40 protein-coding genes are annotated in these 25009 nt (G+C 59.7%); 7 read left to right on the top strand and 33 right to left on the bottom strand.

Annotated features, from left to right (window positions below; translation table 11 throughout):
• The 33 genes from DOM57_RS02300 to DOM57_RS02140 form a co-directional block, all read right to left on the bottom strand.
• Entirely contained in the window at positions 1–198 is a 198-nt protein-coding gene (locus tag DOM57_RS02300; RefSeq protein WP_110647607.1) for a hypothetical protein, read from the bottom strand.
• Positions 199–205: 7 nt separating this feature from the next.
• On the bottom strand, positions 206–751 hold the full coding sequence (locus DOM57_RS02295) for a hypothetical protein (protein ID WP_110647606.1): 546 nt from the start codon (positions 749–751) through the stop codon (positions 206–208).
• Positions 748–1449, bottom strand: coding sequence for a phage adaptor protein (locus tag DOM57_RS02290; RefSeq protein ID WP_110647605.1), 702 nt, complete (start codon positions 1447–1449; stop codon positions 748–750). The genes DOM57_RS02295 and DOM57_RS02290 overlap by 4 nt, the downstream gene beginning before the upstream one ends.
• A 3-nt stretch (positions 1450–1452) precedes the next feature.
• Positions 1453–1956, bottom strand: coding sequence for a hypothetical protein (locus DOM57_RS02285; protein ID WP_110647604.1), 504 nt, complete (start codon positions 1954–1956; stop codon positions 1453–1455).
• A gap of 57 nt (positions 1957–2013) precedes the next feature.
• Positions 2014–2955, bottom strand: coding sequence for a phage major capsid protein (locus DOM57_RS02280; protein WP_110647603.1), 942 nt, complete (start codon positions 2953–2955; stop codon positions 2014–2016).
• A gap of 52 nt (positions 2956–3007) precedes the next feature.
• Complete coding sequence (locus tag DOM57_RS02275; protein ID WP_110647602.1) at positions 3008–3982, bottom strand: hypothetical protein; 975 nt, start codon at positions 3980–3982, stop codon at positions 3008–3010.
• Between the two features lie 168 nt (positions 3983–4150).
• The gene (locus DOM57_RS02270; protein ID WP_110647601.1) at positions 4151–6451 is read right to left on the bottom strand and encodes a portal protein; all 2301 of its coding nucleotides are present in this window, start codon (positions 6449–6451) and stop codon (positions 4151–4153) included.
• Positions 6444–6851, bottom strand: a complete 408-nt coding sequence (locus tag DOM57_RS02265) for a hypothetical protein (RefSeq protein ID WP_110647600.1) — start codon at positions 6849–6851, stop codon at positions 6444–6446. The genes DOM57_RS02270 and DOM57_RS02265 overlap by 8 nt, the downstream gene beginning before the upstream one ends.
• Positions 6848–8449, bottom strand: coding sequence for a terminase large subunit (locus DOM57_RS02260; RefSeq protein WP_110647599.1), 1602 nt, complete (start codon positions 8447–8449; stop codon positions 6848–6850). The genes DOM57_RS02265 and DOM57_RS02260 overlap by 4 nt, the downstream gene beginning before the upstream one ends.
• On the bottom strand, positions 8442–9014 hold the full coding sequence (locus DOM57_RS02255; protein ID WP_110647598.1) for a hypothetical protein: 573 nt from the start codon (positions 9012–9014) through the stop codon (positions 8442–8444). The genes DOM57_RS02260 and DOM57_RS02255 overlap by 8 nt, the downstream gene beginning before the upstream one ends.
• An 80-nt stretch (positions 9015–9094) precedes the next feature.
• Positions 9095–9565, bottom strand: a complete 471-nt coding sequence (locus DOM57_RS02250) for a hypothetical protein (protein WP_162619423.1) — start codon at positions 9563–9565, stop codon at positions 9095–9097.
• A gap of 117 nt (positions 9566–9682) precedes the next feature.
• Complete coding sequence (locus DOM57_RS02245; RefSeq protein ID WP_110647596.1) at positions 9683–10276, bottom strand: 3TM-type holin; 594 nt, start codon at positions 10274–10276, stop codon at positions 9683–9685.
• Positions 10277–10285: 9 nt separating this feature from the next.
• Positions 10286–10747, bottom strand: coding sequence for a hypothetical protein (locus DOM57_RS02240; RefSeq protein ID WP_110647595.1), 462 nt, complete (start codon positions 10745–10747; stop codon positions 10286–10288).
• On the bottom strand, positions 10734–11096 hold the full coding sequence (locus tag DOM57_RS02235; protein WP_110647594.1) for a phage holin family protein: 363 nt from the start codon (positions 11094–11096) through the stop codon (positions 10734–10736). Before DOM57_RS02235 ends, DOM57_RS02240 begins: the two co-directional genes overlap by 14 nt.
• A gap of 47 nt (positions 11097–11143) precedes the next feature.
• The gene (locus DOM57_RS02230) at positions 11144–11704 is read right to left on the bottom strand and encodes a glycoside hydrolase family 108 protein (protein WP_110647593.1); all 561 of its coding nucleotides are present in this window, start codon (positions 11702–11704) and stop codon (positions 11144–11146) included.
• A gap of 38 nt (positions 11705–11742) precedes the next feature.
• Positions 11743–12027 (bottom strand): hypothetical protein, encoded by a 285-nt coding sequence (locus DOM57_RS02225; RefSeq protein WP_110647592.1) that lies wholly within the window; start codon positions 12025–12027, stop codon positions 11743–11745.
• 130 nt (positions 12028–12157) lie between these two features.
• Positions 12158–12526, bottom strand: coding sequence for a hypothetical protein (locus tag DOM57_RS02220; RefSeq protein ID WP_110647591.1), 369 nt, complete (start codon positions 12524–12526; stop codon positions 12158–12160).
• On the bottom strand, positions 12523–12879 hold the full coding sequence (locus tag DOM57_RS02215; RefSeq protein WP_110647590.1) for a hypothetical protein: 357 nt from the start codon (positions 12877–12879) through the stop codon (positions 12523–12525). Before DOM57_RS02215 ends, DOM57_RS02220 begins: the two co-directional genes overlap by 4 nt.
• 254 nt (positions 12880–13133) lie before the next feature.
• Positions 13134–13520, bottom strand: a complete 387-nt coding sequence (locus DOM57_RS02210; RefSeq protein WP_110647589.1) for a RusA family crossover junction endodeoxyribonuclease — start codon at positions 13518–13520, stop codon at positions 13134–13136.
• Between the two features lie 181 nt (positions 13521–13701).
• Complete coding sequence (locus DOM57_RS02205; protein WP_110647770.1) at positions 13702–13998, bottom strand: hypothetical protein; 297 nt, start codon at positions 13996–13998, stop codon at positions 13702–13704.
• Positions 13998–14453, bottom strand: a complete 456-nt coding sequence (locus DOM57_RS02200; RefSeq protein WP_110647588.1) for a hypothetical protein — start codon at positions 14451–14453, stop codon at positions 13998–14000. Before DOM57_RS02200 ends, DOM57_RS02205 begins: the two co-directional genes overlap by 1 nt.
• Entirely contained in the window at positions 14450–14953 is a 504-nt protein-coding gene (locus DOM57_RS02195; RefSeq protein WP_110647587.1) for a hypothetical protein, read from the bottom strand. The genes DOM57_RS02200 and DOM57_RS02195 overlap by 4 nt, the downstream gene beginning before the upstream one ends.
• A complete protein-coding gene (locus DOM57_RS02190; RefSeq protein WP_110647586.1) occupies positions 14950–15132 on the bottom strand; it encodes a hypothetical protein in 183 nt (60 codons plus the stop codon). Before DOM57_RS02190 ends, DOM57_RS02195 begins: the two co-directional genes overlap by 4 nt.
• Positions 15129–15554, bottom strand: a complete 426-nt coding sequence (locus DOM57_RS02185; protein WP_110647585.1) for a hypothetical protein — start codon at positions 15552–15554, stop codon at positions 15129–15131. Before DOM57_RS02185 ends, DOM57_RS02190 begins: the two co-directional genes overlap by 4 nt.
• Positions 15551–15802, bottom strand: a complete 252-nt coding sequence (locus DOM57_RS02180; RefSeq protein WP_110647584.1) for a hypothetical protein — start codon at positions 15800–15802, stop codon at positions 15551–15553. Before DOM57_RS02180 ends, DOM57_RS02185 begins: the two co-directional genes overlap by 4 nt.
• Complete coding sequence (locus DOM57_RS02175; protein WP_110647583.1) at positions 15799–18162, bottom strand: DnaB-like helicase C-terminal domain-containing protein; 2364 nt, start codon at positions 18160–18162, stop codon at positions 15799–15801. Before DOM57_RS02175 ends, DOM57_RS02180 begins: the two co-directional genes overlap by 4 nt.
• Complete coding sequence (locus DOM57_RS02170) at positions 18159–18929, bottom strand: ATP-binding protein (RefSeq protein WP_110647582.1); 771 nt, start codon at positions 18927–18929, stop codon at positions 18159–18161. The genes DOM57_RS02175 and DOM57_RS02170 overlap by 4 nt, the downstream gene beginning before the upstream one ends.
• A complete protein-coding gene (locus tag DOM57_RS02165) occupies positions 18926–19714 on the bottom strand; it encodes a hypothetical protein (protein ID WP_110647581.1) in 789 nt (262 codons plus the stop codon). The genes DOM57_RS02170 and DOM57_RS02165 overlap by 4 nt, the downstream gene beginning before the upstream one ends.
• Complete coding sequence (locus tag DOM57_RS22180) at positions 19711–20136, bottom strand: HNH endonuclease (protein WP_239496089.1); 426 nt, start codon at positions 20134–20136, stop codon at positions 19711–19713. The genes DOM57_RS02165 and DOM57_RS22180 overlap by 4 nt, the downstream gene beginning before the upstream one ends.
• A gap of 2 nt (positions 20137–20138) precedes the next feature.
• The gene (locus DOM57_RS02155) at positions 20139–20363 is read right to left on the bottom strand and encodes a hypothetical protein (protein WP_110647580.1); all 225 of its coding nucleotides are present in this window, start codon (positions 20361–20363) and stop codon (positions 20139–20141) included.
• Positions 20364–20521: 158 nt separating this feature from the next.
• Positions 20522–20734, bottom strand: coding sequence for a hypothetical protein (locus DOM57_RS02150; RefSeq protein ID WP_110647579.1), 213 nt, complete (start codon positions 20732–20734; stop codon positions 20522–20524).
• Between the two features lie 20 nt (positions 20735–20754).
• A complete protein-coding gene (locus tag DOM57_RS02145) occupies positions 20755–21093 on the bottom strand; it encodes a hypothetical protein (protein ID WP_110647578.1) in 339 nt (112 codons plus the stop codon).
• A 60-nt stretch (positions 21094–21153) separates the two neighbouring features.
• Positions 21154–21411: a transcriptional regulator gene (locus DOM57_RS02140; protein ID WP_110647577.1), complete on the bottom strand. Its 258-nt coding sequence runs from the start codon at positions 21409–21411 to the stop codon at positions 21154–21156.
• An 86-nt stretch (positions 21412–21497) separates the two neighbouring features.
• Between DOM57_RS02140 and DOM57_RS02135 the strand changes: the two genes are divergently transcribed.
• The 7 genes from DOM57_RS02135 (at position 21498) to DOM57_RS21680 (ending at position 24989) form a co-directional block, all read left to right on the top strand.
• A complete protein-coding gene (locus DOM57_RS02135; protein WP_110647576.1) occupies positions 21498–22148 on the top strand; it encodes a LexA family protein in 651 nt (216 codons plus the stop codon).
• Positions 22149–22165: 17 nt separating this feature from the next.
• On the top strand, positions 22166–22552 hold the full coding sequence (locus DOM57_RS02130; RefSeq protein WP_110647575.1) for a hypothetical protein: 387 nt from the start codon (positions 22166–22168) through the stop codon (positions 22550–22552).
• A gap of 438 nt (positions 22553–22990) precedes the next feature.
• On the top strand, positions 22991–23521 hold the full coding sequence (locus DOM57_RS02125) for a hypothetical protein (protein WP_110647574.1): 531 nt from the start codon (positions 22991–22993) through the stop codon (positions 23519–23521).
• A gap of 157 nt (positions 23522–23678) precedes the next feature.
• The gene (locus DOM57_RS21690; protein ID WP_162619422.1) at positions 23679–23912 is read left to right on the top strand and encodes a hypothetical protein; all 234 of its coding nucleotides are present in this window, start codon (positions 23679–23681) and stop codon (positions 23910–23912) included.
• Between the two features lie 88 nt (positions 23913–24000).
• The gene (locus tag DOM57_RS21685) at positions 24001–24165 is read left to right on the top strand and encodes a hypothetical protein (protein WP_162619421.1); all 165 of its coding nucleotides are present in this window, start codon (positions 24001–24003) and stop codon (positions 24163–24165) included.
• 256 nt (positions 24166–24421) lie between these two features.
• On the top strand, positions 24422–24616 hold the full coding sequence (locus DOM57_RS02115; protein WP_110647572.1) for a hypothetical protein: 195 nt from the start codon (positions 24422–24424) through the stop codon (positions 24614–24616).
• A gap of 46 nt (positions 24617–24662) precedes the next feature.
• Positions 24663–24989, top strand: a complete 327-nt coding sequence (locus DOM57_RS21680) for a hypothetical protein (protein ID WP_162619420.1) — start codon at positions 24663–24665, stop codon at positions 24987–24989.
• Positions 24990–25009 lie beyond the last annotated feature (20 nt).

Raw genomic sequence — 25009 nt, 5'->3', positions numbered from 1 at the left:
TCACACCCCAAAGTAATCTTTCGCGTAGCGTACGTGTTTCTCCATCGACGCCAGGCGCCCTGAAACATCGCCCAGCGCCGAGTCGAGCGCCCGCAGGGCATCGTCCAAATCGTCGTAACCCTGCTCCACGGCAGCGATTTCGGCATCGGTCTCGTCGATGGCGTCTTCCAGCAATGCAATGGCGTCAGCGTCGGTCATGGCAGCCTCAGTGATAACGGCGGAGCTTCACTCTGGCACCGCCCTTCCCATACCCAAGCGCAGTGGTTTTCAGCGCATCGGCGGTCAAAGACATGAAACGGCGGCGGTGGTATTCGGAGAGTTCCATCTCGCGCCAGGGCTGCGGCATGCGCAGCAATCGATGACACGCACCGGCGATCAGCGCTTCGCGCCAATGCCCGATGAGCGGTGCCGGCATGTCGTGACCACGCGAGGGACGTAGAACGAGAACCGCCACGGGGTTCGTGACAGCAATGCCGAACACCAGCGACTGCGGATCATCCTGATGGTATTGGGTACCTGGAATGAGCACGCGGTCGCCGTCGCTGACAGAGAGGACTCGCACCGGCTCGGCATCGGCAATTCCCTCATACGAACCCACGCCGTCAACGACCGTTACTGGCGAGTCGATATGCCAAACGTTGGTGCCGTCGCAGAACTCTCGCTGAGCCCAACGCGCCGCGTCACGAATTGCCATGATCGGCGCTTCCGGCACGTCGACGACAATCTCGTCGACCAGTTCTTCGATCGTCATTGCCGCGTCCGTTGCGGATGTGACGAGTTATCGTAGGCGTTGGGCGAGATTGCCCGATCCACCTCGATTTTCTGGCCAAGCGACGTTGCCACAGACTGCAAGTGCATCTGTGCCCGGTTCAGGTTTGCCGCATGTTCGGCGTCCTTGCTGTATGCGCGATACAGGATGTAATCGGTCAGACACGGCCCGTAGCTGTCGTTGAGTTTGATCGGATCGTCCTTGAGACCATTCAGTCCCTTGCTGACGTCATGAGGCGCTGGCACGGACGAATAGATGATCTCGACCTCCGCCCCTTCAGTCGCCGGCGGATAGACATAGAACCGCGTGGGGTCCTGATCATCGAAAACGTACTGCTCAACATCGATGCTAGGCGTATCCGAGTGCCAACTGCGTCGCGTGGTATCCAGAGCCCGACGAGTGGTCACCAAAATGCCCATCTTTTCGCTCGTGTCAGCGGTGTTGCGCACGACATCGATCAGGCGCAGACCATCGGAAGGGATCTCCTGACGAGTACCTGGCACAAGCTCATGTGTCGCATTGACACTGGCAGCATCGGGCTTGATCTGGGTGATCGCCTGATAGCCTTCATTGAGCCAACCAATCAGCTCTTCGTTGGTCCAGCGCGTACCGGCCTGAGTGACTTCTTGCAGCACAAGCTTGGCGTTGTTGATGATGACGCCAACAGTCGTAACGGCCATCACTTACTCCTCGCGCATGTGCGCCAGCTTGGCCAGCGCAGCAGTCCAGACGAAGCGGCGGCCGTTTTTGGTATTGGTCAGCATGCGATTGGCCGGCTTGCCCTCGACCTTTACGGCAGCGCCCTTTTCCGTGCCGTTAGTAGCCGGATCGATCTTGGGTTTGCGGGGTAACTGCTCAGTCTTGGGAGTATGAGCCTTAGACGGTCCACCAGTAGCAGCCGGCTTCGATTCGCTAACTTCCGGTGCTTCGGGTTCTTCCGCATTACCCACGCTGTCGGCATCCGCCTGGCTGTCGTCGGCTTCACTGTCGGGGTCGGTGTTAGGCGCAGGCTCTTCCGTCCCATCATCCATATCCTCGACAGCCTCTAGCAGTTTGCCGCGCACGGTTTCGAGCCCACCCTGCTTATTGATCTTGAGGCCGTTTTCGCCAGCAATGGCGATGAGCTCTTCCTTGGTCTCGGCGGACTCGATGGCCTCCACCAACTGCTCGCGGTTCAGTTCGCTCATGGTGCTTGCTCCTGTGTTGAGGCAAGAAAGGGGCGCCAGGCGACGCCCCTCGCTCACTTAGCCGCGCGCGGCGTAGAGGTGGCCAACGGCATCCGGGTCGATGACCTTGGAGCCGAAGACGTTCAAGCCACGAACCAGCTTGCCGAAGTCCGTCGGGTTCGGCAGCGTCTCCATGTTCGTCATCTGCGACGCGAAGGTCAGGCCCTTCTTGTGGCCGAAGAAGACGTTGGTCGCCGGCTTGCCTGCGGTTTCGTCGTTGACGATCGACAGGTTGTTGGAGATGAAGACCGCAAATCGATCGAGCATCCCGACCTTGCCGTTGCGGAAAACCGACGTGCTGTCGCCCATGACGCTCGCATCGCGAAGGTCGGACTTCTTCAGCATGCCGTTCATCCACGCCGGCAGAATCACGTAGCGGCTTTCTTCCGGCACGTTCTGTTCGTCGAGCACGGAACCGCAGTCGACGAGAACGTCCAGAATATTGTCGCGAGTGATCCCCACCGGCGCGCCGGCTTCGCCCAGGTCGTAGGAACCAGACTTGGCGCCCGCCCCAGATCCTGAATTCTCCGCCGCTGCATCGGCGTAGTGCTTGCCGAGCAGGTTGGTGTCGATGTGGATTTTCATCTGCTGGCCGGCGTCGTCGGACCAATCGTCCATCAGCTTGATGTCCGCCTGATAGGCATCGACGTCGTTGACCTCGAAGGCGAAATACTTCGCCTGGTCGATTTGCAGCTCGACCTTGTCGCTGGTCGGCTTCTCGTAAGTGAGGCCGCCGCCAACTTCGTAGTCGCGGATGGTGATGGAAGGCGTGGTGCGGATCTGGACGGTATCGCCCTTCTGCTTGATCTCGCCTTCGTAGTCGGTGTTGGCGATCTCGCCGTAGCACGTGCGTGCATACAGCTTCTCGATCATCTTCCCGGACCAGATTTCCGGGATGAATCCAGCGCTGGAGCTGGAGCTATAGTCGGGGTGCCCTTCGGCACGAGTCGGACCAGCCATTTTTTCGATTCCTTCAGTGACGCCGTCACGGCGTGACTACCGCTCCAGTCCCTTACTGAACGCGGCCTTGCTGCTGTGCGGCAAAGATGTCGGCTTCGACACGCTCGCCCTCTTCCCGCGAATACCTTCCTTCCCGCCGATCCTTATAGAACTTCTGGATTTCGTCACGCGTCCAGACTTTGGCACCGGCAGGCGTTTGGGTGCTTCGAGACTGACGGGGCTGGATCTGTTCTTCGGGAATCTCCCGCTTTCCAGACCCGGCCCCGCCACTTTGGTCAGGGGGTTGCGCGCCACTTGAGTACGCGTCAAAAATGCCTGCTACTCGCTCGGCATCGAGCTTGGTCCGCGCATCTTCCAGCAACTGCTGGCGCGGCACGCCAGCGAAACGGTCGATACCGGCAAGCCAGTCCAGGAACCCCTGGTCGGCGTTGATCTCTTGCAGGTTGGGCACAAGCTGATGCAGGCGCTGCCAGAAACGAGCTTCGAGGTCGTCTTGCTGATCCTGCCGGTTCTGCTGCAGTTGCTGCTCGAGTCGCTCGACACGCTCGTCGTTGGCATTGCCCTTCGGCAACTTGTGCTCCACCAATTGCGTTATCGCGTCGACCAGGTCGGAGCCGTATTCCTCCCGGAGCTTCTCCAGTTTGGTCACTTCTCCGGGCGTTAGATTTCCCGATTGCTGACCACCGGATCGCTCGAGCTCTGCGATGCGGCCTTCGTGCTGCTTGATCGTCTCTTTCAGTGTCCGATTCTCATCGGTCACGCTACGGAGCCGGCCCTCGCTGACGTTGAAGCGATGCTGCCAGTAGGCGGCACCCTGTTCCGTCTCGGGCTGGTGTTCCGCGCGGCGATCTTCGCCATCACGTTGCGCGTCATCGCCGGAGTCCTGGCCGTTGTCGTCATTATTCACATCACCGGGAGCCGGAACGTCGCCGCCGGCCTGCGCGGTGTCGTTGTCGGTGTTCCCGAGTTGTTCGTAATGGCGGGCAGCGGCATCGGCTTGTTCCCGGACTCGTTGCGGTAGCGTCATTTCTGGTTCCTTCAAAGTGAGCCGGCATTGCCGGAGTTCACGGTTATGGGTCAGAGTTCGGCCGTGTTGGCCTTCACGTCCGAGCTGCCCCACGCCGAAGCCGCCTCGGCGAAGCGGCTTGAGCCTGGTCAGCGCTCCCGGGCAACGCCCGGCGCACGATCAAGAATATCAACCAAATCCCGGACCAGAGACGCCCGACCCTGCTGGAGGCTGAAATGCGGCGGCTGGGCCGTTTCCAACGCCTCCCGCGCCTCCTCTCGGTAGCGCTGGACGAGTGCCACCAAAACCTCCCCGTCCTGGCTCTGCCGGATACGCGCCAACGCCTTCCATTCCTGCGTGCTGATCTCCACGGGAATCTCCTAGTAGCTTCAGAATCTCGGCCAGCATCTTTTTCTGCTCTAGCGGGAGCATGGCCTGATCGTGCTGGGTCTCGATCTGGGTCTGCTGGGCATCGGCCTGAGCTTCCTGGGCGCGCGCCGCTTTCTCCTGAGCCTCGGCCTGCTTGATCTGCTGTTCGAGCTGGTTGAGCATCTGCTGGGCTTTCTGCTGCTGGGCCGTCTGGCTCTCTACGGCTCGGTCATCCGGCACCAGGTCCGGCATGTCGAGCTGCTCGGCAATGGCGCGCAGCAGCTTGGCGCGGCCGGCGGTACCGATAATGCCCATGTCGACGGGATTGCCGGTCATCTGCAGGAACTGCTGGCGCAGCATCTGCACTTGCTCGCGCTGCAACATCGCCGACGATCCACGCGGTACGGCCTTGCAGTCGCCCTTGATGCTCTGGTCGTTGCTGTACTGCATGTTGAACAGCCACAGCGCCTCTATGACGCGGCGAATGACGCCGCGATCGATGTGCCTAACGGAATCCTTGATGCCTTTGTTCGCGCTCTCCATCAGCATCGACAGCCCCGACGCCGTATTGCCGGCGCCGCCGACTTTCTCGTTGCCGTAGGTGTAGCGCGGGATGTTGGTAGCGTCGTCGGCCTTGGTCTCGAACTTCTCGTAAACGCCCATCAATTCAGCGGCGTTCGAGTTCGGCTGGAAGAATCGAACGGCCGGATCGTTGTTGACCAGCGATGACTTGGTCTTCCAGATTTTCCACGGATAGAACTGCGAGATATCCTCGCCGGCTTGTATTCGGTCGATATTGACGTCGACCTGCGGCCCGGAGGAAATCGACAGGTTGTTGATCAGGCTCCGGGCCGTGGCGTTGCACGTGTCCTGAATATCGGCCATGAGCTCGGCGATGGCCTGTCCCCAGAACGATCCCGGCACCGGCTGATAACTGGCCTTGTGATAGGGCCGACTGCCCAACGGATCGCGATTGATGACGCACCGAATAACGTGCTGGCCGATCAGGATCGCCTCGACCTCGTACTCGGCGAGCGGGTCGATGGCGTCAGGGTCCATGCCCCACTGCAACAATGAAAGGCCCTGTGCACTGCCCCAATACTGCAGGCCGTCGATGGTCTCACTGTTACTCAGCCACTCGTGGCCACGGCCTTCGAGCTGTTGACGTTCACCGTCGGTCCACAGCCAGTCGCGCAGCCCGCCCTGGCCGTAGTCGCGCAACACCTTCTCCAGAGCGTCGTCGCTGTAACCGCGCACACCGCGCAACTGGTTGAGATGCGCACGCGTGTAGCGGATGCGCTCGATCAGATAGGCACCGTCGTCGCAGTTCACGCTATCCGGCGACGGGTAGAGATCGAATGGCGAGACGCGTTCGAACTCGGGGCGCACCTCCGTAGTCTGGATCGGCTGCCAGCCCTCACCCCAGGCCAAGGTCGGCACGCGACGCATCATCGGCCCTTTGAGAATGGCGCCCGGGTAGGTGGTGAAGTCGTCGACGAATCCTTCCAACGCTTCCAGCCAGCCGCCCTCGGTCAACTGGTCGTCGATCAAGTCTTCATGGCGATCGGCCGCTTTCCTGGCAATTTTCTGGACGTGTGATCGCAACTGATCCTTGGCGTCCTCGAGCATGGCCAGTTGCTGCTGGGGGTCGACCTGCTGGCCGTTCGCCACCATCTGCTGGATCTGCTGCATGACCTGCATTTGCAGGCGCTGCATGTACGGCGCCGGAATGTCGGCGACAGGCGTGGGCTCCAGACCCCACGGCCGCTCATGCGCCGGCATGAGAATGTCGCGAATCCACGCGCTGGCTGCCCGGCACTTGGTGGCGGTCAGCATCATGTAGATCTCGGAACCGCCCTCATTCCGAATCTGGGCCAGCTTCGTCTTGTCGTATTCGCCCTTCCTGCGGCGCAGGCAGTCGAGCATGCGCTGCTCGACTTCATTCTTCGCCATCTTGGCGTTTTCCCACGACTTGCGGATGTGGCCGGAAAGCGATTGCTCGACGATGTCGCGGCGACGACGCTCCTCCTCTTGGCGCTGCCGTTCGGCGTCCTGCTCGTCGGCGAGCATGTCGGCACTGCTGCGGTACTGAAGAAGCCCTAGCGACTGGCGTTCAGCCATGTTTCGCTCCCATTGCCCGATAGATGGCATCCGTGGCGGCTTGCTTCTTCACGCGCAGGCGCTGCACGTTTCGGAACATCGGCCCGAGATGGTCGAGTAAATCGCGGGTATAGCCCGCGGGGTCGGCGCGGAAATCGGCGAGCTTGATGTTCATGTCGGCGCCGAGATTGTGCGGGAGCCGGAACGTCAACCGGCAGATCGGGTCGTGTTTCGTCGCGCCCCAGTGCGCATAGCCGAAATCGACTTGCACGTTGCCGATGTCCTTGCGGATGTCGGGATGTGCGACGGCAATGTCTTGCAGGTAAGGCGCGACATAGGCGGCCACCCGGGCAGCTTCTCGTTTGTCACGGTCGATGGTGCCGGTATCGATCCGGCCAACGATCTCGATGTCTTCCTTCACGTGAATGCTCCCCAGCTTCTACGATTTTGGTCACTTCTCGGGGCGTTAAACCCACCCCCGATGCCCGAACGGTCGAGAATGTCGGAGCGCGCCAGTGTCTCGAACGCCTTGGCACCGTGAGATGCCCAGTCGTGCCGTGGCTTGTCCTTGTAGACGCCAAGCTTGTCGTCCCACTCCCTGCGGTAATTGTCGAGGCAATCCACCCCTTGCGAGCACGCATCCTCGGCAATCCAGCAGTTGGGAAGGAATGCGCGCACGGCCTGACGGCCCTCGCTCATCGTCGAGATGCGCGGAATGATGGTGAAATTGATGCCGTAGCCCTTGGCCACATCGACCCGACTCTTGCCGGTACCGATCTCCTTCACGGCCAGATCATGCGGACCGAAGTGGCCGCCGTAGTTGTAGGGTTTCTTGTTGAGCAAGCCGGCGTAGTACTCGATGCCCTCGCCGGAATCCTCGAGGTAGTCGATCAGATGGATTTCCCTGCCGACGACCTGTGCGAACCAGATTGCCATCTGATCGTCCATGCCAAGGTCCCAGCCGGTGAACACCGGCAGCGCCGGATTGTGCTGCACCTTCGTGGTGATACGGCCGTGCTTGCGCAGGAACATCATCTGCTGCAGGTAGTAAGCGCCCTCGGCGGACTGTTCGAATGCCTCGGCCGGCAGTGACGGGTATTCGCGCTTCATGTCGTCCTGGAGCTTCTCGGCCTTCTTCGCATACCAGGCCTGCTGACCAGCGTCGGTGCGGATACCGTGCTTCAACTCCAACTGCTCGAAGTATTCGCGGAGATACTGCGGGACGACGACGCCATCCGGATTCAGCCTGTAGGCCGGATCACGCCACCACGGGAAGAAATGGAACTGGAAATCCAGCTCGGTTGGCGTCTTGCCCATCTGCTGGAGCTGCTGTGCAGACTGCGCGTAATCGTAGAAATAGCCCTCTCGCCCCTCCGCCGTGCTCTCGATCGTGATCTTGTTGCCGACGCCAACGGCTTCGAACGCGCCGGTCACGATCTCCTTGGCCTTGTCCGGATACTTCCGGCAGATCTTGCCGAACTCACTGACATGAAGGCGCTGCAGTGTGCCGCCGCGATACGACGTCGAGACCTTGATGCTCGACCCGTTATCGAATCGGATCCCTTCACCCTTGTCGTTGACCGGGCGCGGCAGCTTCAGGCCGATCAGCTTGAAGATGGCCAGCCACTCGGGATCGAGGTTCTCGTACGCGAACTTGATCTTGTTGTGGAAGATGTCCTTGGCATCGTCGAGCTTGTGCGCGATGCAGCCTGCCGAGTAGTTGTCGATGAACAGGCAGTCGTCGAGGGCATCGATCATCTCGAATGTAGTCATGCCGAGCTGGCGCGCCTTCAAAATTAGGTCCCAGAAATGGGCATTGATGAACCGCTCACGCTGCGCCATGTTCGGCCGGAACCGGCGCACCTTCCCGTTCTTGTCCTTGATCTTGTACAGCGCATTGAGCCGAAACCACTTGAGCGACAGCGCATAGATCAAGTCGGCGCGATCCGTTAGCTTTCCTTCGCGGTACAGGCGCAGGAACCGGTCCGCGCGTTTCACTTCGCGGGCACGGTCAGCCATCGGCGTTCTCGCGTTCCTTGAGCTCACCCATCAACTCCTGGAGCGTCTTGCCCTCTTCCTCGCCGTTGTCAGCGTCCAGGCCGTATGAAGTACGCTCCATTCTGATGACGCGCTCGACGGCACCAGTGCCGTGATTGATGCACTTGCCGATGTACTCGAGATCGAGATCAAGCTCGACGAGATTGCCGTTCAGAATCGCCGTCCGGTAGCCCTGATCGAGCTGCTCGGTCAGGCGCTTCGCGAAGCGCTCGCTGATGCCACGCCAGTGCGCCAGCGTCGCTCGATGACCGTAAACGACGGCTGCGTTCTCGGTTGCCGCGCGCTCGACGATCTCGCATTCGGGTGTGTCGGGTAGATCGGATTCGCGACGCGTCAGCTTCTCACGTGTGCGCTGCTGGACCGACCGGGTGAGATCCTTCTCCCAGCCCTCTTCCCGGGCCCGTCTCGCAACCTGCGTCTTGCTCGGCCCGTGCTTGTCGGCGAGCTGCTGGAGCGAAAAGCGTCCGGTGCGATAGTCCGCCTCGATCGCTTCCCAGTCGTAGCGTTTGCCCTTCGGCTTTGCCATGTGCTGTCAGGACGCCTCACGGCGTGCTGCTCCGTGTAAAACAGGGCGGGCGTCTCACGACGTGCCGCCCAAACTCGCGATTACTGCCCGTCGCTGTCGAGACTCCACCGCTCGCTACTCAGCGCTTCGTTGACCGAATCGTCATCGACGATGATCCGGCTGGGGTCGACACACCCACGACGTCGGTTCAGTTCCAGCAGCGAATCGCCGTCCAGGGTAATGTCGGCAGTGTGGTCGCGGCCGACTCCGACACAGACGTCGTAATGCGGTGTGTGGTACTCCCGCCGCTTTGGCGCGTGCCCGACGCCGCGACGCCGAATCAGTTCTGCCAGCAGGTCAATATCGGTCAGATCAGCCATGCGGTCGTCGGACGAGACGACTTGAACCTGCTTGCCATCGGCCTTGGCCAGTGCTTCGAGCCCGAACGCAACATGCTCGGCCTGGTCATGGGAGATAAATTCCCCGCATTCCTCGTTCGACCCGGTCGTACCGTTGTCGGTGTGCCGGGTCACGATGAACCGCGTCACGGGACGAATCTTGATATCGATCACTGCTTGCTCCTCGACGGCCTCGACCGCCATTGGTGTGGGGCCTCACGGCCCGAATAACGCCTCACGGCGTGTTCTATGTCATCGTCCCACAGCGGACGAGGGCCGATGATCGATCGGCTACTTCGCCACCCGTGTCTTGATCGCATCCATCAGCGACAGCGGCTTCGTGCCGGTAGTCTGCAAGTGCTTTTCGGTCGTGCGCGCATTGATGTTCACGCCCAGCACGGTACCCATGGCGACGATCAGCGTGATGATGCCGTCCATGATCGATGGTAGCTGACTGGGATCGACGATCAGCGCATACGCCATGGCACCGGACATGACGGCGAATGCCAGCGCCATGACCCAGCCGATGGCCGGGCGCCAGCCGGACTTGAACCAGCCTTCAGTGCCAAGCTCCGCGCGGATGGTGGCGTTGACCTCGGTCATCTGCTTGGTCTTCTCTGCGGCGGCGGCCTGCTCGGCCTGGAGTCGCAACGACAGCAGTTCCCGCTCGTGGTCGTTGTTGATCTGCTGCAGCTTGGCCAGCAACTCGGGATTCTTCGTGGCAGCAACGAACGACGCGGGATCGTCGTCGATACCCAGCATGCTGGAGACAACCTTTGCCGCCCCGGCCGTTACGCCGCCGACACCGGGACCGCCGAGAGCCGTTGCCACGGCTGGTGCGTACTTCGCGACTTCGCCGATTGCCGATTTCCAGTCCACTGACATGACACGCCCTCATTGATCGATGCTGAGCTCGGATGTCCAGTTTTCACGCATCCGCTGTTTGTCTTCCTGCAAGTCACGATTGCGACGCCAGATCCGCTTGTTGTCGGCGGCGAGATCGCCCGCTTTCTTGCGCTCGTAGATCAGTGACCCAACGGCCACCGCGTTGGCCGCCCATAGCCGGGTGATGCGTGCGCTGTAGTCGTCATTGATCCGCTTCTCGCGCGCCAGTTGACGCTTGTAGTCCGCCGCCTGATCGTCGAGGCGACGCTTGTAGTCAGCCTGTTGAGAGGCGATCTCTCGCGTCAGTTCACCGACGCGGTTATCGGCCTTGAACCACAGGTACCCGACAACGATGGCGCCGATCACAGCAACGACCATGAGTCCGTACGACCAGTTGCCACGGCGACGCTCCCGGTCGCCGCGTTCCCGTTCGCGCCTGACCTGCTCCGTCAGGAACTCAGTGCCCGGCATCGTCATCTCCCTTGAAAAGCACCTTGGCTGCCGCCCGTCCTGCCGCCCTGAGACGCTCTACGGCAGCACTCCGCACAACCTCAGGGCCAGCAAGACCGACAGCAATTCCAACAACCATCGCCCAGGTCTCGTTGAAGCCCACAACGGCGGCCACTGGAGCAGATACACTGACCACGGCACCGCACATAAACGCCTCTGAAGCCGCCGTGCGAACGGGGCGATGATCGACACCCCACTGATACACAAAGCGGAAAGCAGCAGAGGCGCATCCGGCATAGATCCAAGGGGCATTGGCGATGAACCACGAGACCAGCCAAAGTCCGTCCGGTGTCGAGGTCTGCTGGTCCATATGTTACGACTCCGCATAACGATCACCTCGGTGATTCCTGGTCATGGTCATGCCCACAGCAGGTGGATCACCCGCCGCAGCCAGCCGAACGTGAATGCCTCTTGGGATTCGTCGCGTTCCGATAGCTCGACGAGAAACGACAGGCGCATGCCGTTGACGATGTCGGCAAGCATCTCGACGCCCTCGTCTCCGCGCTTGGCAGCGAATGCAGACACGGAAGCCATCGTCTTCGGGCCGATGGCGCCGTCGGCAACGATGTCGGGATAGTCGGCTCCGCGGCGGTTCAGCACGTTCAGTGCGCGCTGCAGGTCCTTCGCAGCTCGGCCGGTGCCAGAATTGACGCCGAAGTCGAACAGCACGACCGTCAGGTCTTCGCTGAGCGTGGAGAATTCGTCGAGGTTGAGAGGCTGCCAGTAGAGGTCGGCGTAGATCTGATCGATGAGAGTGGACGGGATGTCGCGCATGTCACCCTGGTAGCCGTAGCGGCGCGCTGTCGCCTGGGTGACGCCGTCCATTGTTGGCCCGCCCTTGTCGGCGGGATGATCGCTGTAGCCCTTCTCGCGCTCACGCACGCCGGCGATCAGCTTGGCCTTGAGATTGGAATCCATTGATCCTCTGTCTCCCGACAGTGGTTAGGAATGAACGGTTATTCGGCTGCGATGGCCACGTATTTCGACCGGTCGTTAATTTCTGCCGTTGCGACAAAGAGATCGGGATGCGCGGCGTTGGCCGCTTCGAAATAGACCGTCTTTTCGATCTGAGGCCGGGTCTGCTCCAACAGAGATTGATTGATCGCTTGGCGCGCTGCGAGGTATTCGGGTCGCGGAAGATTTGGGTCGGGCGACAACTCCGGAGTACTACACAGAAAGCTGGTAGCCATATGCCAGGTGAGTTCGTGGAGCTGCTCTTCGCTCGGCTTGGGGTCACTCATGTCGGCACCTGATAGCAATTGAAATGTGATGACGCCTCACGGCGTGGTCAGGATCATGGTACCGGGGTTTCGGGAGGGTGCTGAACGGATGGCGCAATCTGGGTGATGCTGGTGGAATCTTGCTTACCGGTCACTGCTCGCGATGCGCAGCGACCGCGACCCGGATGCCCTCGGAGAGATTGCCGTTGCCGATCTGGCGCAGGTAGTCGGCATCCGCATCGCTCATGTAGACGTTGCGGCGGCGACCACCCTGCATTTGCTCGGGACGGCCAGGGCCGATGCCCAGCGCCGAGCGCACTTTACGCTGATCGAGTGAGCGGGTTGCTCCGCCGATATACATGACGTATGTCCCGGATCGCTTGTTGCGAAGCAGGCGCCCAGTGTCATCACCCACAGACACCAGACCGAGATCATCGTAGCTGGGTACTTTGGCTGTTGGGTACATCAGGCTGGACTCGCCAGCCTGGATGATGATGCGCTTGCGGTTTTGGTTGCTCATCGGTCTTTGGGGTCCATGTGGCTATCCATTATGCGATAGAGGTCTTCACGCGCATCGATCGTCGCAACTTCCCGCTCTATGCGAGCCCGCTCAGCGGCTTCTTCGCGTGCAGCAACCAGGGGATTCAGGGAAGCCCAGAATGCCCGCACGTCATTTGCCACGCCATCCGGCAGTGGGTCGCTACCAAAGCCCTCGCCGGCACGCTTCAAGTAAGCCATCTGGTAAATACTGCGGCCATCCAGGGTGTCGCGAATGTAGCCGTCCTGACCGCTAAACCATTGATAGCGACCGTCGTGGCTCTGAGCCTGGATGATGACGCCGTTGGGGAGCTGCTTGGTGATAACGATATTCATGGTGTTCTCTCTACCCCTCATCCCGGGAGGCGCCGGTTGGCTGTGTCTCAACCTATGACTCAATTATATACACACATAACTACCATGCAATAGTTTTGTGTGTATAAAAATATGTTCCAAAAAGACCCGATCCACCATTTAATCCGGATACCCCATATCTCAACCATGCATGACGGCACGAAAACGGCACGTCGTACCGTGTAGCGTGCCGTCGTACCGTTTTCCTACTGAGAGGTGCCTATCAATTCCCTCGATCATGCCGCCTGCTCCTGAGCTGCTCGAATCTCGATCCATGTCCCCGTCTCGGCCTTGCGATCTACCATTGGCGGCTCGAGGATGACGCGGCGCACGTACTCGCCCCGATCATCTGGCAGCACGCCGGCAGCGACCAGCCCGTCCTCGAGGTTCTTGAGCGAGATCGAATAATTCGACGTGTCCCGGCGGCGAACGCCCTTTCCAAGCCTAGGCCTGAACGTCAGGTCCACCGGCACGGTGATGCGACCGATACCGGCACGGCGTACCGCATTGCGCACGAGCATGTGGCACGTGTCGACCTCACGCTTCCGGGCCGTCCAGTGCTGCCGGGTGCCAACGTTGGTGCTGCTGGCGATATACGGCACGAACAGAACGATCGGCGTCATCTGCCGTCCCTCCGATCGCGCATGGCCGCGCTCCACCCGCGCTGCCACATCAACCTGTCTTGTGCCGATTCATATCGAGGGCATCGGTCCCATCCTTCGCCGCGGTTGAATGCTTCAATGCCAGCGTCAAATGGAGTGGGTTGATATACCTGGAACGGGATCGGGAATTTAAAGCGCCCCATCACTTCACCCCGATAAGCCCGCGCCGGGCCAGTTGCTGGATCGTGAGCACCACGGCCTCGTCGAGACGCGCGCGGCGCTGTTCCCGGGTCATGCCCGTGCCGTTGTCGATCTCGTGATGACAGGCCGGGCAGATGGCGGCCGTCAGACAGTCGTCGGCTTTGCGCCCCATTCCTTTGCCCTGGTTGCGATGAGCCGCCTGCACGCCCCAGGCGCCGCACAGCACGCACTGGTCGATCTCGTGCACGGCGGCGAGCCATTTGCGGTCGCGGTGGACTACCTGTCGTTGTGTGAGCATCATTTCCTCTCCCTATGCTTTTTCCGCAGACGACGCACCCAATCAGGATTCGACCCTGCGAGCCCGTTAACCACGTCTTCTGGCAAAAGGGCTTCATTGCAATGCGGGCAGAGAGGCGCCAGCGAGCGGCCACGCCAGAACCCATCCATGACCTTTGCCGCTCGGCTGCGCAGCGCGAATTGCTCGGCCTCCTTTAGGCTTGCCTCACGTCGTTTCAAGCGCTTGGTGGCTGTATCGATGTTCTCGCACACGACCTTGAAGGCGTCGTAAGGCTCGACCTCGGTCTCACAGTCAGAGCACCAGATTCGGCGCTCCTTATCGTCATACGTCATGTTGAGATGGCGACAAGTGACCGCCGGCCGCCGAGACCAGCCGCGCGCTACGCGCAGGTCGCCGATATCAACGACCTTCAGGCCTCCCGTGAAATCTTGAGGATCGATAGGAACGTCGCTCACGCTGCCTCCCTCACCATCGCATCGGCCATTGCCTCGACTTCTTCTGCTGTACAGGTTGGCCAATAGGTGCGGGCGATGTAGCCACACAGCGCGGACACGAACTGATAGAAACGGGTCTGGTCCATACTGTCGAACGCCATCGACCGCGGTTGCCGGTGCTCGAGTGCGCCACCACCAGGGATTTCGATGTAGCTGATATCGCACTCGACGCCGGATTCGCGCTGAAGCTTCTTCAGTGCTTCGTGCTGTCCCAGGCCCTCGAATGCCTCGATGTGCTCGATGCAGAGACCACCGATTGCGTGGGCCAGCCGGTGAAACTGCGGGTTACGTGGTTCAGTCAAATCGGCACGTAGCACCTTGCCCAGCGTGATGCCCCGTTCCCGGATCTGGTTCTGGTCTGTGGCGCTGGCCGGAATCATTGCCGACACCTCGGCGCCCGTCTGAGGATCGATGAGCCGAACCGTGCGCAGGTAGATGGGCTGGCGTTTGGATTTGGTCATGCGGCCTCCCAAGTCGGATGGACCGTCTCGAGGATCTCTTTGCGTTGGAACCAGGCATCGGCGTAGCTCATAACAGCCACCCCGCCTTCGCAGCGGACAATGACGTGCGCCTGATCGGTCATGCCGGCCAACCAGACCGCCTCGTCGATGGCGGCCGCCGTATCGGTGAATACCGTCATGCTGCTCTCCTTGTCGTCTCCCAGCCCCGCTTTTGCCCGCGCACCTGGCGCTCGTGATAGCGCTGCAACCAGCATCGATACGTGCACGGATTCAGCCGTTCCCGCATCAATTGGCCTACCAGGTCCTCGCTCACGGGTATGCGATACTGGCTGGCGAGCTCCGCCGCCATCCGCTCGACCGTGTAATCGAGCACGCACATGTCGTAGATGTCCTCGACCATGCGGCCGCGGATCTCTTCGACGGCGTCGCGGCGGAGCCGGGACAACTGGAGATAGGCGGCCTTGCGTTTGATCGCCTCCACGGTCCGGCGCTGGCCTGGCAGAGCCAGCTGTATCGCCTGCACCGTCCAGCCCGGCAGTGGGTACTTCGCGATCAGGAAATCGAGCTCTGCCTGGTGCCAGCGGTTCTCGATGGAGTTCATGCGGCATCACCTCCTGTCGGCTCCTCGACCCAATACTCGACCGCAATACCGTCGTCGTGAGATTCGATTCGGTAGCCACGCTCGCGCAGTCCGTCGATTGCCTGTTCGATCTCTTCCCGGCTCAAGGCCCGGCCGAAATGATGGGACGCGGCATGCGCGATATCGGTCAGCGTCATCGGTTGATGGCAACTCACGATGTTGAGAACGATTCGGCGCGCGTTTGCGTCGTTGAAGCTGTGGATGGTCATGAGGCCTCCTCTGCGTAATACGACGGCGCCAGGTCTTCGAACCGGGCATGGCTGAGACGGGAAACGACGTGAACGGTGTCGGTAATGCCCTCGCGCTGCTTTGCGATGATGATCTCGGCCAGCCCCTTGTTGTTGGGGTTGTCCTTGTTGTAGACCTCATCGCGGTACAGAAAGAGGATCGTGTCGGCCTCCTGCTCGATGGCCGACGAATCCTTGAGATCGCCCATATTCGGGCGCTTATTCGGGCGCTCTTCCAGCTTCCGGTTGAGCTGGGAAAGCAACATCACGGGGCAGTTGAACTCCTTGGCGATCGCCTTGGCGCCGGTCACTACCTCCTCAATGGCACGGTCATGACGTAGCCCGTAGTCGCCCTCGACCTTGACCTTGCCCAGGTAGTCGATCATCACGAGACCAATCGAGCCGTGCCGGTCGTGGATCTCTTTCACCTGGGCGCGGATCTGGCTGATGGTGCGCGGCGTCTCGTCGTTGATGTACAGATCACTGTTCTTGATCGTCAGCATCGGGGCGGAAAGGTAGGTCCAGTACTCATCCATCCCATTATTTTGAGGATCTTGCAGAGCGGCGATTGGAAACCCACCCATGCCGGCCACGAGACGGTTGAACAGCGCTGGTCGCTTCATCTCCAGGCTCTCGACCAGTATCGGCTTGTCACCTCGAAGCGCAGCGCGAAGCGTGTTCATCATGAACGCGGTGTTGTGAGTGACGATAAAGTCGTCAGTCACATACAGGTGGCGATCATGAGATACAGAAATGCACTGCGCTTGCTCGCGTGATACCAAGCGAATACTGGCGACATTGATGCGCTTCTGGCGGTTGGATTTCTTCGCCCCAATCCGCTCCAGCTTCCGCGGCAGCGTGACCACGCCATCGAAGCAGGGCAGGCATATCGTGCAGGTGTAATGCGTCCTGCCGATCAGTCGCTCGCCTTCCTTGCCGCGGTACGCAGGTTCTTTGGTTGCGATGTTGCAGACCCCGCCCAAGGAGCGAACGAGGTACTGGACGTCTTCCGCCAGGCCGCGGCTTGAGGTGGAGTACAGGACGGCACCGAACTTCTCTACCCAGCCATCGTTGTCAATCAGGCCGGCGAGCAGGTCAATGCGGTCAGACTTCGGTGCCTCCAAATACGCCGCGGGGACTCGCTTCTCGTAGGACAAGCAACCCCACATACCGATCTGCTTGAGCCCGTCAGCCAGAGCGTTCTTCTGCTTGACGCCTTTCAGGCGATATGAGCAATCACCGTCCGGTGTTGGCGAGACGGCGCCGCCCATCAACTCAATCAGCTTGTCGAGATTCTCGGGGTCACCAGTGCTGATCCGCGGCGTGCCGTCAGTCACGTTGCCGTTTGCGATCATGGCGCCTACAACCCACGGATGCAGCGGCAGCGTTTCGTCATGCCCATGGTCGCCGCGGTAAACATCGATCCAAAGGCGGTTCTGGTAGCGCTTCTTGCCCAGCATGTCGATCAGCTTGGCGGTGGACACTACCCGCGGCCCGTCCCAATCGCGATAGGTGACGCTCCATAGGTGTTCAGCGCAAGCGCGGGTTGAGCGACCATCCGAGAACGCCACTTCGTAAATATCTTTCACACCCTGCGGGAATACTCCCGTCACGAACGATAGTTTCCCGTCCACTGAAGCCAGTTCGTCACCGATCTGGATCTCCCCCATCAGCTTCCAGCCGCGTCGCGTAAGCACCTTGGCGTCGAGCGGCTGCGCCTTGCCCATCGATGGTCGACCGCCGACCACGACAAGCTCATTCGGCTTCATGCCCATTGTGTTTTTGTCGAGGTCGCGAAGCCCGTAGGAGACACCCATGGACTCCTCCTGGCCGTTGAATTTCCGGTCCAACGGATCGGCGAATTCTGTCGGCAGGTACTCTGCGGCGCGAAGAAGCCGCTGCCGAGTCTTGCGCCTCGTAGACTCAAGACGGCCTTGCAGCGCGGTGACGATCTCGTCGACCGGCTTGTCGCGCTCGGCTATCGCCTGTTCACAGTCCGGCAGCATGGCGATCAGGGCACGTCGCTGTGCCAGGTCGGCAACAATGCCGGCGTATGACCCGGCGTTATCCGTCGAAGGCGTGCTGCGAGCCATCTCGCTGATAGCTGCCAGTCCGCCGACATCATCCAGCGTGCCTGAGGATGCCAGGTACTCGGACACAGTGATCGCGTCGATCTCCTCGCCGCGGCGGGCCATGTTGATCACTGCGCTCCAGATAATACGGTATTCGATGTATCCGAAGTCCTCGGGTCGCACGGCCTCGGAAAGATCGGCGATCAGATCAGGCTTGAGCAGCGCAGCGCCCACGACTGACGCTTCTGCGTCTTGGCTGTACAGGTTCATGAGCGCCCCCTGTGCGATTCCCAATCGAACAGGACGACAGGGTTCGTCTCGCGCATGCGATCGACGACGCGTTCGCCCAACCACGCCTTGAATTCCTCGCTCATCAGGTTGGTGATGACGATGGTCGGTCGGCGTTCGTCGTAACGCTGGCCAAGCAGGCTATAGGTCACGTTCAACTCGTTGTCGGAACCTTTGCCGACGCCGATCTCATCCAACACCAGCAAAGGGGCGGCGATCAGCTCGGCGAGAATCTTGGCCTCGGTTTCGGTGTGAGAGTTGTATGAGGCTCGGATGCGGGAGAATAGCGCCGGCGCGGTGGTGTACTTGGCGGCGACCGCGAGGTTGCGAGTACAGTGCCGGATCAGCCCGACAGCGAGATGCGTCTTGCCAGTCCCCATATTGCCCATCAGGATCAACCCATTGCCGTCGCCAAGACGTTCGGGTAGGTGGCGAGCGTACTCGCATACCTGCTTGTGGGCGCGCTGCTGAGAGTCGCCCGCGCTGACGTAGTTTTTGAGTGTGGCCTCACGCAGGCGCGCAGGAATGCCGGACTGTTCGAACATGGCCTGACCGCGCTGGCTGCGAAGATCGACGACCTGGTTTTGTTCGCGCTCAGCTTCGGCTCGGTCGATCGCCGCCTGCGAGCATTGCGGGCACCCTGTCCAACGCTTGCCGCCGACGTTCAGCAGCAAAGACTCATAGTCCCCGTGCTGATCGCAATGCGCGGCTCGCGTTTCCAGGACGCCCATGATCGATGTCTCGGTCATAGCGAATACGTCCCGTCAGCACGCGGCGTGAGGCCGTGCGAGGTGGCTTGATCCAGGTTGCTGTGCTGCGGGCGCGGCCTCCCCGGGAACGGGTGGACGTTGCCGGGCACCTTGGTGCCGCGTGCCCGGCGAAGCCAGGTGTTCAGGGCAAGATTCCAATCCTTGAACTTGGATCCCTTGGCGCCGTGGTAGTCCTTGAAGTTCGCCAGCTCATCTTCCAGGTTCACACCACGCTCGGCAGCAATGCGACGGTTCGTGTCGTTGGGCTGAAAGTCGTCAGGAAGCTGCGTGTTTTTCTTCGCTCGCTTTGCGTCGCCAGACGCCAAAGAGGTTTCATTCCTTGCTGGGGTTTCATTACTTACTACCCCTTCAATACTTACTTGTGTCGGATTCGCCGTATCCGGTTTGACCGTATCCGGATTCGCCGTGTGCGGTTTGACCGTATCCGGATTCGCCGTGTGCGGCTTTTCCGTAAGCGGTGACTCGTGGACGACGTAATCAACTCCACCAAACTCTCCGCCATCGGCGCGGGCTTTCTCGCGAGTCAGATAGCCTGCCCGCTCAAGCTCCTTCAGTGTGCCGTACACCGCATCACGACCTGACTTCTTGCTAGACCCGGCGGTTTCATTGATCAGGTTGGCGACAGACACAATCCAGTGATCAGGCTTGCCCAGCAGGAAGATGAGCATCCCGCGAGCAGCCCAGGAAAGGCGCTCGTCTTCGCTGATGCGCTTATCGAGCAGGTAGAAATTGCTCTCGGGGCGAGGGGCTCTGCGGATGCTCATACCCGATCTCCTTTCTTGAGATTGCAGGTGCGGCACAAAGTCTGAAGGTTTGAAAGCTCCAGGCTGCCGCCCTTGGATTCGGGGTAGATGTGATCGACGCATAGGTTTTTGTGATCACCACACCACTTGCAGCGGTACTCATCTCTCTCGAAGACTTTGGTTCTCAAGGACTGTGAGATTTTCTGCTTCCTGTAACCGCGAGGCTCGTTCTCAAAGGGGTTAATGCCGAACTCTTCGCAAAGAAGCTCTCTCATGTAGCCGCACTTCCCGTCACCCCACCTGGAGATTGGAGAAAGGATGTCTCGATTTTCACGGATGAAGTTTTTGAAAGTGCTGACAGCAATTTCTTCTGCTTCCGCGTCTTTGCGGAGCTGCTCAGCTACTTCTTCTGGAAAGGTCATGAAGAAATCGTCGAAATCCATGCTCAAATCTCCAGCTCGCGGCACACGCGGGCGATAAACTGTTCGTAGGTCTCGGTGAACTCGAAGCCGGTATCTTCCATGTCCTGGCGCACACGCTTGGCGTGTCCGTACATGACCCAGCGGTCGCGCTCCGGCAGATTTCGAAAATGGACGTATGAAGGCCAAGGGCCAGCGACCACACTCGACTGGAACCGTCCGGGCTTTACGTCATGGGCAAGATCAGGCATATTGAATTCCTTGCTTGTGCTTGATGCTCTGTTAGTGAGATAGCCCCGCCCTGGTCGCCACAACCTGCGGGGCTTTTTCATGTTCGCCTGTCCGGATTTGGCCTGACAGGGCCTTGTATCTACGAAGCAAAGCGCCCTTCTCAAGGCGCTCTACTCCCCTACTTCACCGCCCGCAGATGCGAGCGCGTCATGGCCTGCCGCAGCGAATACAACTGCTCCTGCAGCCCGCCGGCATTCTCGAAAATCACGTCGACGAAAAACTGCTCGGCAGTGATCCCGCGCTCACCGGCTGCACGATGCAGCTCTGCCCTTCCGGCTGCGCTCATCCGGTCCAAAGAACCTCGAATATCGGAACGATTGATCGGTTCCATGGGGCGACTCCTCGGCCCTGTCAGGCCGTTTGCTGTTGCACTACCCTCGCGGCAAGCCGCTCGGTCATGCGCTGGTCTACGATCTGAGCCATCAGCGCCTGCATGATGTCGCGCTGTAGCTCATCCCAGTTCTGGCCGCTGTCGAGCACGTCGACGAGCGCGGCCTGGCGCTGCTCCGCCATGTCCATGCCGAGCAGCACGAACTCGCGAATGGTGTGCGAGAGCACGCCGGCGTGGCGTTTCTCGGCATGCCGCTCCAGGCGTTCGAACTCCTCGTCGGTGAGTCGTGTCTTCACCGGGTTATCGAGATGTTCGCCGTCAGCCTTGCAGCGCCGGTCTTCGATAAAGCGAGAGTGCATATGACGTTGATCCTTCAGTCAGTTGCGATTGCACGCGGGCCTCACGGACGGCGCAGAGTTTTAGGCGGCCTCTTCAGGCGCCTCGAAAAAATCGGGGCGGAATTCATGCTCGGGGCATCGACCATCGGTAGCGCGGTGGATACGTCTAGCCATCTCGACAGAGATGCGGGATTTACCGTTGAGCAGCTTCCAGATCATCGTCTGAGAGCACCCTACGGAGTCGGCCAGCGCTGACTGGCTATCGTTGTGAAGCTTCATCGCTTCACGAACCAATCGGCGCTGAATAGCCATGTCGGGTTTCGCAGCCAAAGCGGGCATAACCGCACTCCTCAAACAACATAGGTTGTATTTAAAGACCACTTAGGTTGTTTGTCAATTCACAACCTTGGTTGTAGCTTGACGAAATGAAAACATTACGTGATCGATTGATCGCCGCCAGACTGCAAGCTGGCCTTACTCAGGATCAGGTGGCTGAGAAATCAGGCATGTCTCAGGCGGCCTATCAAAAACTTGAAAGCGGAAGATCTTCTCGATCGCGCTTCATGTCTTCTATCGCCCGCACACTGGGGGTCACGGCTGATTGGCTTGAAGCCGGTGAGGAGGATGGACGTAACCGGAAAGTTCAAGAATCGAACGTCGAATATGTAGGGTCGCTATCCAACGCTCGATCAGTGCCAGAGCTATCGTGGGTTCAGGCAGGTGCCTGGACATCTGTCGACGTTTCTCAGATCGACGTGTCGGAAGCCAGGCACTGGCCCTGCCCGGTTCCGTGCAGTCCCTACACATTCGCACTGCGGGTCAAAGGCGACTCCATGGCGCCCTACTTCCCGCAAGGCCACATCATCTTTGTCGATCCCGAAGTAGTGGCGATCAGCGGAAAGAAAGTAGTCGCCATGCTGAGCGACTCCAACGAAGCCACGTTCAAGCAATACATCGAAGACGGCGGACAGAAGATGCTCAAAGCCATGAACCCTAATTGGCCTGAGCCCTATATCGCCATCAACGGGAACTGCCGGATCGTGGGGACAGTGATCTTTGCAGGGGCAGAAACGTAAATAAGTAGAGGCATAACATGGCAGGGAATGAACTATTTCAACAAAGGCTGGCGCTGACAAGAAAACATACCTATACAGCGCTTCAAGGGCTGGTCGTCGCTATGGCGAAGGTGATCAAAAGCCATGGGAAACGCACCTGGTTTGGCAAAGACAAAGGTCGTGCTGCGTATGAAGAGTTTTTAAGAAGGCTTTCCCAGACAGTTACGGCGCTGGTCATGGACAGGCAAATTACAGCCGGGACAGATACGAGGGAGGTGGTGGCTGTGATCAAAGATCATCTACGAATGTTCGAAATGGCCCATCCGAACTGGCAAGACGCTTACGGCTTCGCCGAAGTATTCTTCGATATTAACGACCCGTCCTTTGACACCGTAGCGACTATTGAGCGCTTACGCCTAACATAGCATTTCTATTCCCTCGCCCAACCCGCCGCCCGGCGGGTTTTTTGTGCCTGCATCAAACTCCTCATCTGCTTCCCGCGAAAAATTTACAACCTAGGTGTTGACGACAAAACAACCTAGGTATAACTTACATAACAACTTAGGTTGTTTTCTAGGGATCGCCGGCCCTACCAGGCCGCCGGATGCTGACCGGGCAACAGCAAGTTCTTTATCAACTCGGCGAAGTACACGCACAGCTATCCCGCATGCGGAGGCGGCCAACCACAGTATGGCGACCGTCGCGGGTCATCCGGCAATTGAGGGTCGGTATGGAGGCGGAACCGGGGCGGCACCCCGTGGAAGCCGATGGCGACATCATCTGTGCGAGAGATAGCGCCCTCGGCGAGGGCGCATCCAAAGGCGTCTTTTGGGGCGCCTCTGGATGCGAAGACGGAGAAAACCATGCTTCACGTTCACATCATTTCAAGAAAGCAGGCAAAGGCACTTGGCATGAAGCGCTACTTCACTGGAGAGCCGTGCCCTAAGGGGCACGTCTGCGAAAGAAGCATGTGGCGCGAGTGCCTTCAGTGTAAGTACGAGAAAGACCGGAAATGGAAGCGAGATAACGCCGATCGAAACAAGGCTTATCAGCAGGCTTACCAGGAGCGTAACCGTCAATACTTCGTCGACTACAACCGATTCAGCCCAAGGGCTGACGCGGCCAGAAAGCGTCGAGTCAAGCTCACTAAGGCCGGAACGCTGAATATCGATGATCCCCTGTTCATGGCACGCAACAAGGCTCGGATGAAGCATCTGCGACAGCTTGCCAAGCAGTACGAGGAATGGACCGGGATCAAGTTCGAGGTCGATCACATCGTGCCGATCATCGACCCGAACGTCTGCGGACTCCACTGGTACGGCAACTGGCAACTGATACCGATGAAGTTGAATCGGCTAAAGCGCGGAGTGATCACGCACGAGCTTGCAGCTTGATCGCCGGGCGATTGAGGGCCAAGGCGTTGGGGCTGGCACCCCACGGCAGAGAGCGATGCCGGGTCGTGTTACGGATCAGGATTCAGGGCTTCGCCACGGCGAGGCCCGCTTCCAAAGCCTGTTGATGGGCAGCAGGTTTTGGTTTTGGAGAGACTATATGGAACGTGGAGATTACGTCAAAACCGCTGGCTTGTCAGAAGACGAATATGACGAGGTCGTGCAAGCAATTAAGAACGCTGGCGCAAGTGGTGCCGATTTTAGCCAGCCGCGACGGATTGGAGAGCGTTACTTTCTCGTATGGGACGACGAGGACGACATCGATGCAGGCCCAAGCTTACATCGAGCATCAGGGCGTGAGGTTTCAATCGACGATCTCATCAAGCGCCATTAGAAAAGGCATGGCCATTGCTACGGCAGTGGCCGATCCCAGATGCCATTCGACGAGTGGTATGCGGGATCGACAACCAGAGGAGAGGGTGATGGATTACGAGACTTGGCTTGAGCATTTGAAAGACGAAGCCGACGATCATGGGCTTGACCTGTCGCTAGACACATATCGCTACCACACGTATTTCATGCGTGGATGGTCTCCAGAATGCGTAATCGACGACATCCGCGAAACCGTAGCTGGAAGTGATGTATGAGCACCACCCGATCCGCTGGGTAACGCGGCATAGCGCTACGGCAGAGGATGAGAATATCTGTCCTTCGGAGTGGGCTCTGAATACGCAGGCTGATGTGGCGATGATGTTGTCGCAGCACCCCTCGCGTCACGGGCCAATGTAGCCGACATGCTGCGAGATGTTCGGCAGAGCCCACCCCGAAGTTCCCCTGCATGCCGCGTCCCAGCGGCCTTTAGCCCGGCATTCGTCGGGCGCTTTTTATTCCAAGGAGGCGGCCATGACCGCAAACGATCGACGCGCTCGGATGATCGAGTACCGGGCGCAGTGCCGGGTTGCCGGCAAGCCAGTAATCGACACCGGCCGGCCTTTGATCGGATGTCGGCCGCCTACTGACCCGGTCAATATTCAGCGCCGTGTCGAGTTCGAAATGAAGCTCCGCAACCTGCCTGCGCGGCAGCAACTGGGGGTGTGATATGGACAGGAATGCACTGCTAGATGGGGAATTGGAACGCGCCTTCATGACCCTGGCCGATCGCCAGGATTACGCCGGCGTCAATCTGGTCTATGACTGCCAGGACGTACTCGATCACTGCTACGAGCATCCGGCGTATGCCGAGATGATGAGCCGATGGCTATCCGGCGAGCGCAGTGACAGCCTCGATAACGTGCTGCGTGAGATATGGAACTGGGCGGCGGCGTGGATTGCCTGCCTCGCGCTTGGCTGTGAGCCTGAAGATGATCGGCTCGTTCGAGAACACACTGAAGCCGTCGATAGCGCTCTTGCGGCCATCGGCTGGGAAGTTAAGGACGGCAAGTTGGAGAGCCTACTCAAGTCCGCCGCTTAGCCCACCGCATTACCCCGTCC

It is taken from the genome of Salinicola peritrichatus (genome assembly GCF_003206715.1).
GTDB lineage: Bacteria > Pseudomonadota > Gammaproteobacteria > Pseudomonadales > Halomonadaceae > Salinicola > Salinicola peritrichatus.
This window is presented reverse-complemented; position numbering and strand designations above follow the sequence as displayed.

Coding starts and splice junctions, on each gene's coding strand:
- DOM57_RS02300 (WP_110647607.1), bottom strand. CDS start 198: ATGACCGACGCTGACGCCATTGCATTGCTGGAAGACGCCATCGACGAG.
- DOM57_RS02295 (WP_110647606.1), bottom strand. CDS start 751: ATGACGATCGAAGAACTGGTCGACGAGATTGTCGTCGACGTGCCGGAA.
- DOM57_RS02290 (WP_110647605.1), bottom strand. CDS start 1,449: ATGGCCGTTACGACTGTTGGCGTCATCATCAACAACGCCAAGCTTGTG.
- DOM57_RS02285 (WP_110647604.1), bottom strand. CDS start 1,956: ATGAGCGAACTGAACCGCGAGCAGTTGGTGGAGGCCATCGAGTCCGCC.
- DOM57_RS02280 (WP_110647603.1), bottom strand. CDS start 2,955: ATGGCTGGTCCGACTCGTGCCGAAGGGCACCCCGACTATAGCTCCAGC.
- DOM57_RS02275 (WP_110647602.1), bottom strand. CDS start 3,982: ATGACGCTACCGCAACGAGTCCGGGAACAAGCCGATGCCGCTGCCCGC.
- DOM57_RS02270 (WP_110647601.1), bottom strand. CDS start 6,451: ATGGCTGAACGCCAGTCGCTAGGGCTTCTTCAGTACCGCAGCAGTGCC.
- DOM57_RS02260 (WP_110647599.1), bottom strand. CDS start 8,449: ATGGCTGACCGTGCCCGCGAAGTGAAACGCGCGGACCGGTTCCTGCGC.
- DOM57_RS02255 (WP_110647598.1), bottom strand. CDS start 9,014: ATGGCAAAGCCGAAGGGCAAACGCTACGACTGGGAAGCGATCGAGGCG.
- DOM57_RS02245 (WP_110647596.1), bottom strand. CDS start 10,276: ATGTCAGTGGACTGGAAATCGGCAATCGGCGAAGTCGCGAAGTACGCA.
- DOM57_RS02240 (WP_110647595.1), bottom strand. CDS start 10,747: ATGCCGGGCACTGAGTTCCTGACGGAGCAGGTCAGGCGCGAACGGGAA.
- DOM57_RS02235 (WP_110647594.1), bottom strand. CDS start 11,096: ATGGACCAGCAGACCTCGACACCGGACGGACTTTGGCTGGTCTCGTGG.
- DOM57_RS02230 (WP_110647593.1), bottom strand. CDS start 11,704: ATGGATTCCAATCTCAAGGCCAAGCTGATCGCCGGCGTGCGTGAGCGC.
- DOM57_RS02225 (WP_110647592.1), bottom strand. CDS start 12,027: ATGAGTGACCCCAAGCCGAGCGAAGAGCAGCTCCACGAACTCACCTGG.
- DOM57_RS02220 (WP_110647591.1), bottom strand. CDS start 12,526: ATGAGCAACCAAAACCGCAAGCGCATCATCATCCAGGCTGGCGAGTCC.
- DOM57_RS02215 (WP_110647590.1), bottom strand. CDS start 12,879: ATGAATATCGTTATCACCAAGCAGCTCCCCAACGGCGTCATCATCCAG.
- DOM57_RS02210 (WP_110647589.1), bottom strand. CDS start 13,520: ATGACGCCGATCGTTCTGTTCGTGCCGTATATCGCCAGCAGCACCAAC.
- DOM57_RS02205 (WP_110647770.1), bottom strand. CDS start 13,998: ATGCTCACACAACGACAGGTAGTCCACCGCGACCGCAAATGGCTCGCC.
- DOM57_RS02195 (WP_110647587.1), bottom strand. CDS start 14,953: ATGACCAAATCCAAACGCCAGCCCATCTACCTGCGCACGGTTCGGCTC.
- DOM57_RS02190 (WP_110647586.1), bottom strand. CDS start 15,132: ATGACGGTATTCACCGATACGGCGGCCGCCATCGACGAGGCGGTCTGG.
- DOM57_RS02185 (WP_110647585.1), bottom strand. CDS start 15,554: ATGAACTCCATCGAGAACCGCTGGCACCAGGCAGAGCTCGATTTCCTG.
- DOM57_RS02180 (WP_110647584.1), bottom strand. CDS start 15,802: ATGACCATCCACAGCTTCAACGACGCAAACGCGCGCCGAATCGTTCTC.
- DOM57_RS02175 (WP_110647583.1), bottom strand. CDS start 18,162: ATGAACCTGTACAGCCAAGACGCAGAAGCGTCAGTCGTGGGCGCTGCG.
- DOM57_RS02170 (WP_110647582.1), bottom strand. CDS start 18,929: ATGACCGAGACATCGATCATGGGCGTCCTGGAAACGCGAGCCGCGCAT.
- DOM57_RS02165 (WP_110647581.1), bottom strand. CDS start 19,714: ATGAGCATCCGCAGAGCCCCTCGCCCCGAGAGCAATTTCTACCTGCTC.
- DOM57_RS22180 (WP_239496089.1), bottom strand. CDS start 20,136: ATGGATTTCGACGATTTCTTCATGACCTTTCCAGAAGAAGTAGCTGAG.
- DOM57_RS02155 (WP_110647580.1), bottom strand. CDS start 20,363: ATGCCTGATCTTGCCCATGACGTAAAGCCCGGACGGTTCCAGTCGAGT.
- DOM57_RS02150 (WP_110647579.1), bottom strand. CDS start 20,734: ATGGAACCGATCAATCGTTCCGATATTCGAGGTTCTTTGGACCGGATG.
- DOM57_RS02145 (WP_110647578.1), bottom strand. CDS start 21,093: ATGCACTCTCGCTTTATCGAAGACCGGCGCTGCAAGGCTGACGGCGAA.
- DOM57_RS02140 (WP_110647577.1), bottom strand. CDS start 21,411: ATGCCCGCTTTGGCTGCGAAACCCGACATGGCTATTCAGCGCCGATTG.
- DOM57_RS02135 (WP_110647576.1), top strand. CDS start 21,498: ATGAAAACATTACGTGATCGATTGATCGCCGCCAGACTGCAAGCTGGC.
- DOM57_RS02130 (WP_110647575.1), top strand. CDS start 22,166: ATGGCAGGGAATGAACTATTTCAACAAAGGCTGGCGCTGACAAGAAAA.
- DOM57_RS02125 (WP_110647574.1), top strand. CDS start 22,991: ATGCTTCACGTTCACATCATTTCAAGAAAGCAGGCAAAGGCACTTGGC.
- DOM57_RS21690 (WP_162619422.1), top strand. CDS start 23,679: ATGGAACGTGGAGATTACGTCAAAACCGCTGGCTTGTCAGAAGACGAA.
- DOM57_RS21685 (WP_162619421.1), top strand. CDS start 24,001: ATGGATTACGAGACTTGGCTTGAGCATTTGAAAGACGAAGCCGACGAT.
- DOM57_RS02115 (WP_110647572.1), top strand. CDS start 24,422: ATGACCGCAAACGATCGACGCGCTCGGATGATCGAGTACCGGGCGCAG.
- DOM57_RS21680 (WP_162619420.1), top strand. CDS start 24,663: ATGACCCTGGCCGATCGCCAGGATTACGCCGGCGTCAATCTGGTCTAT.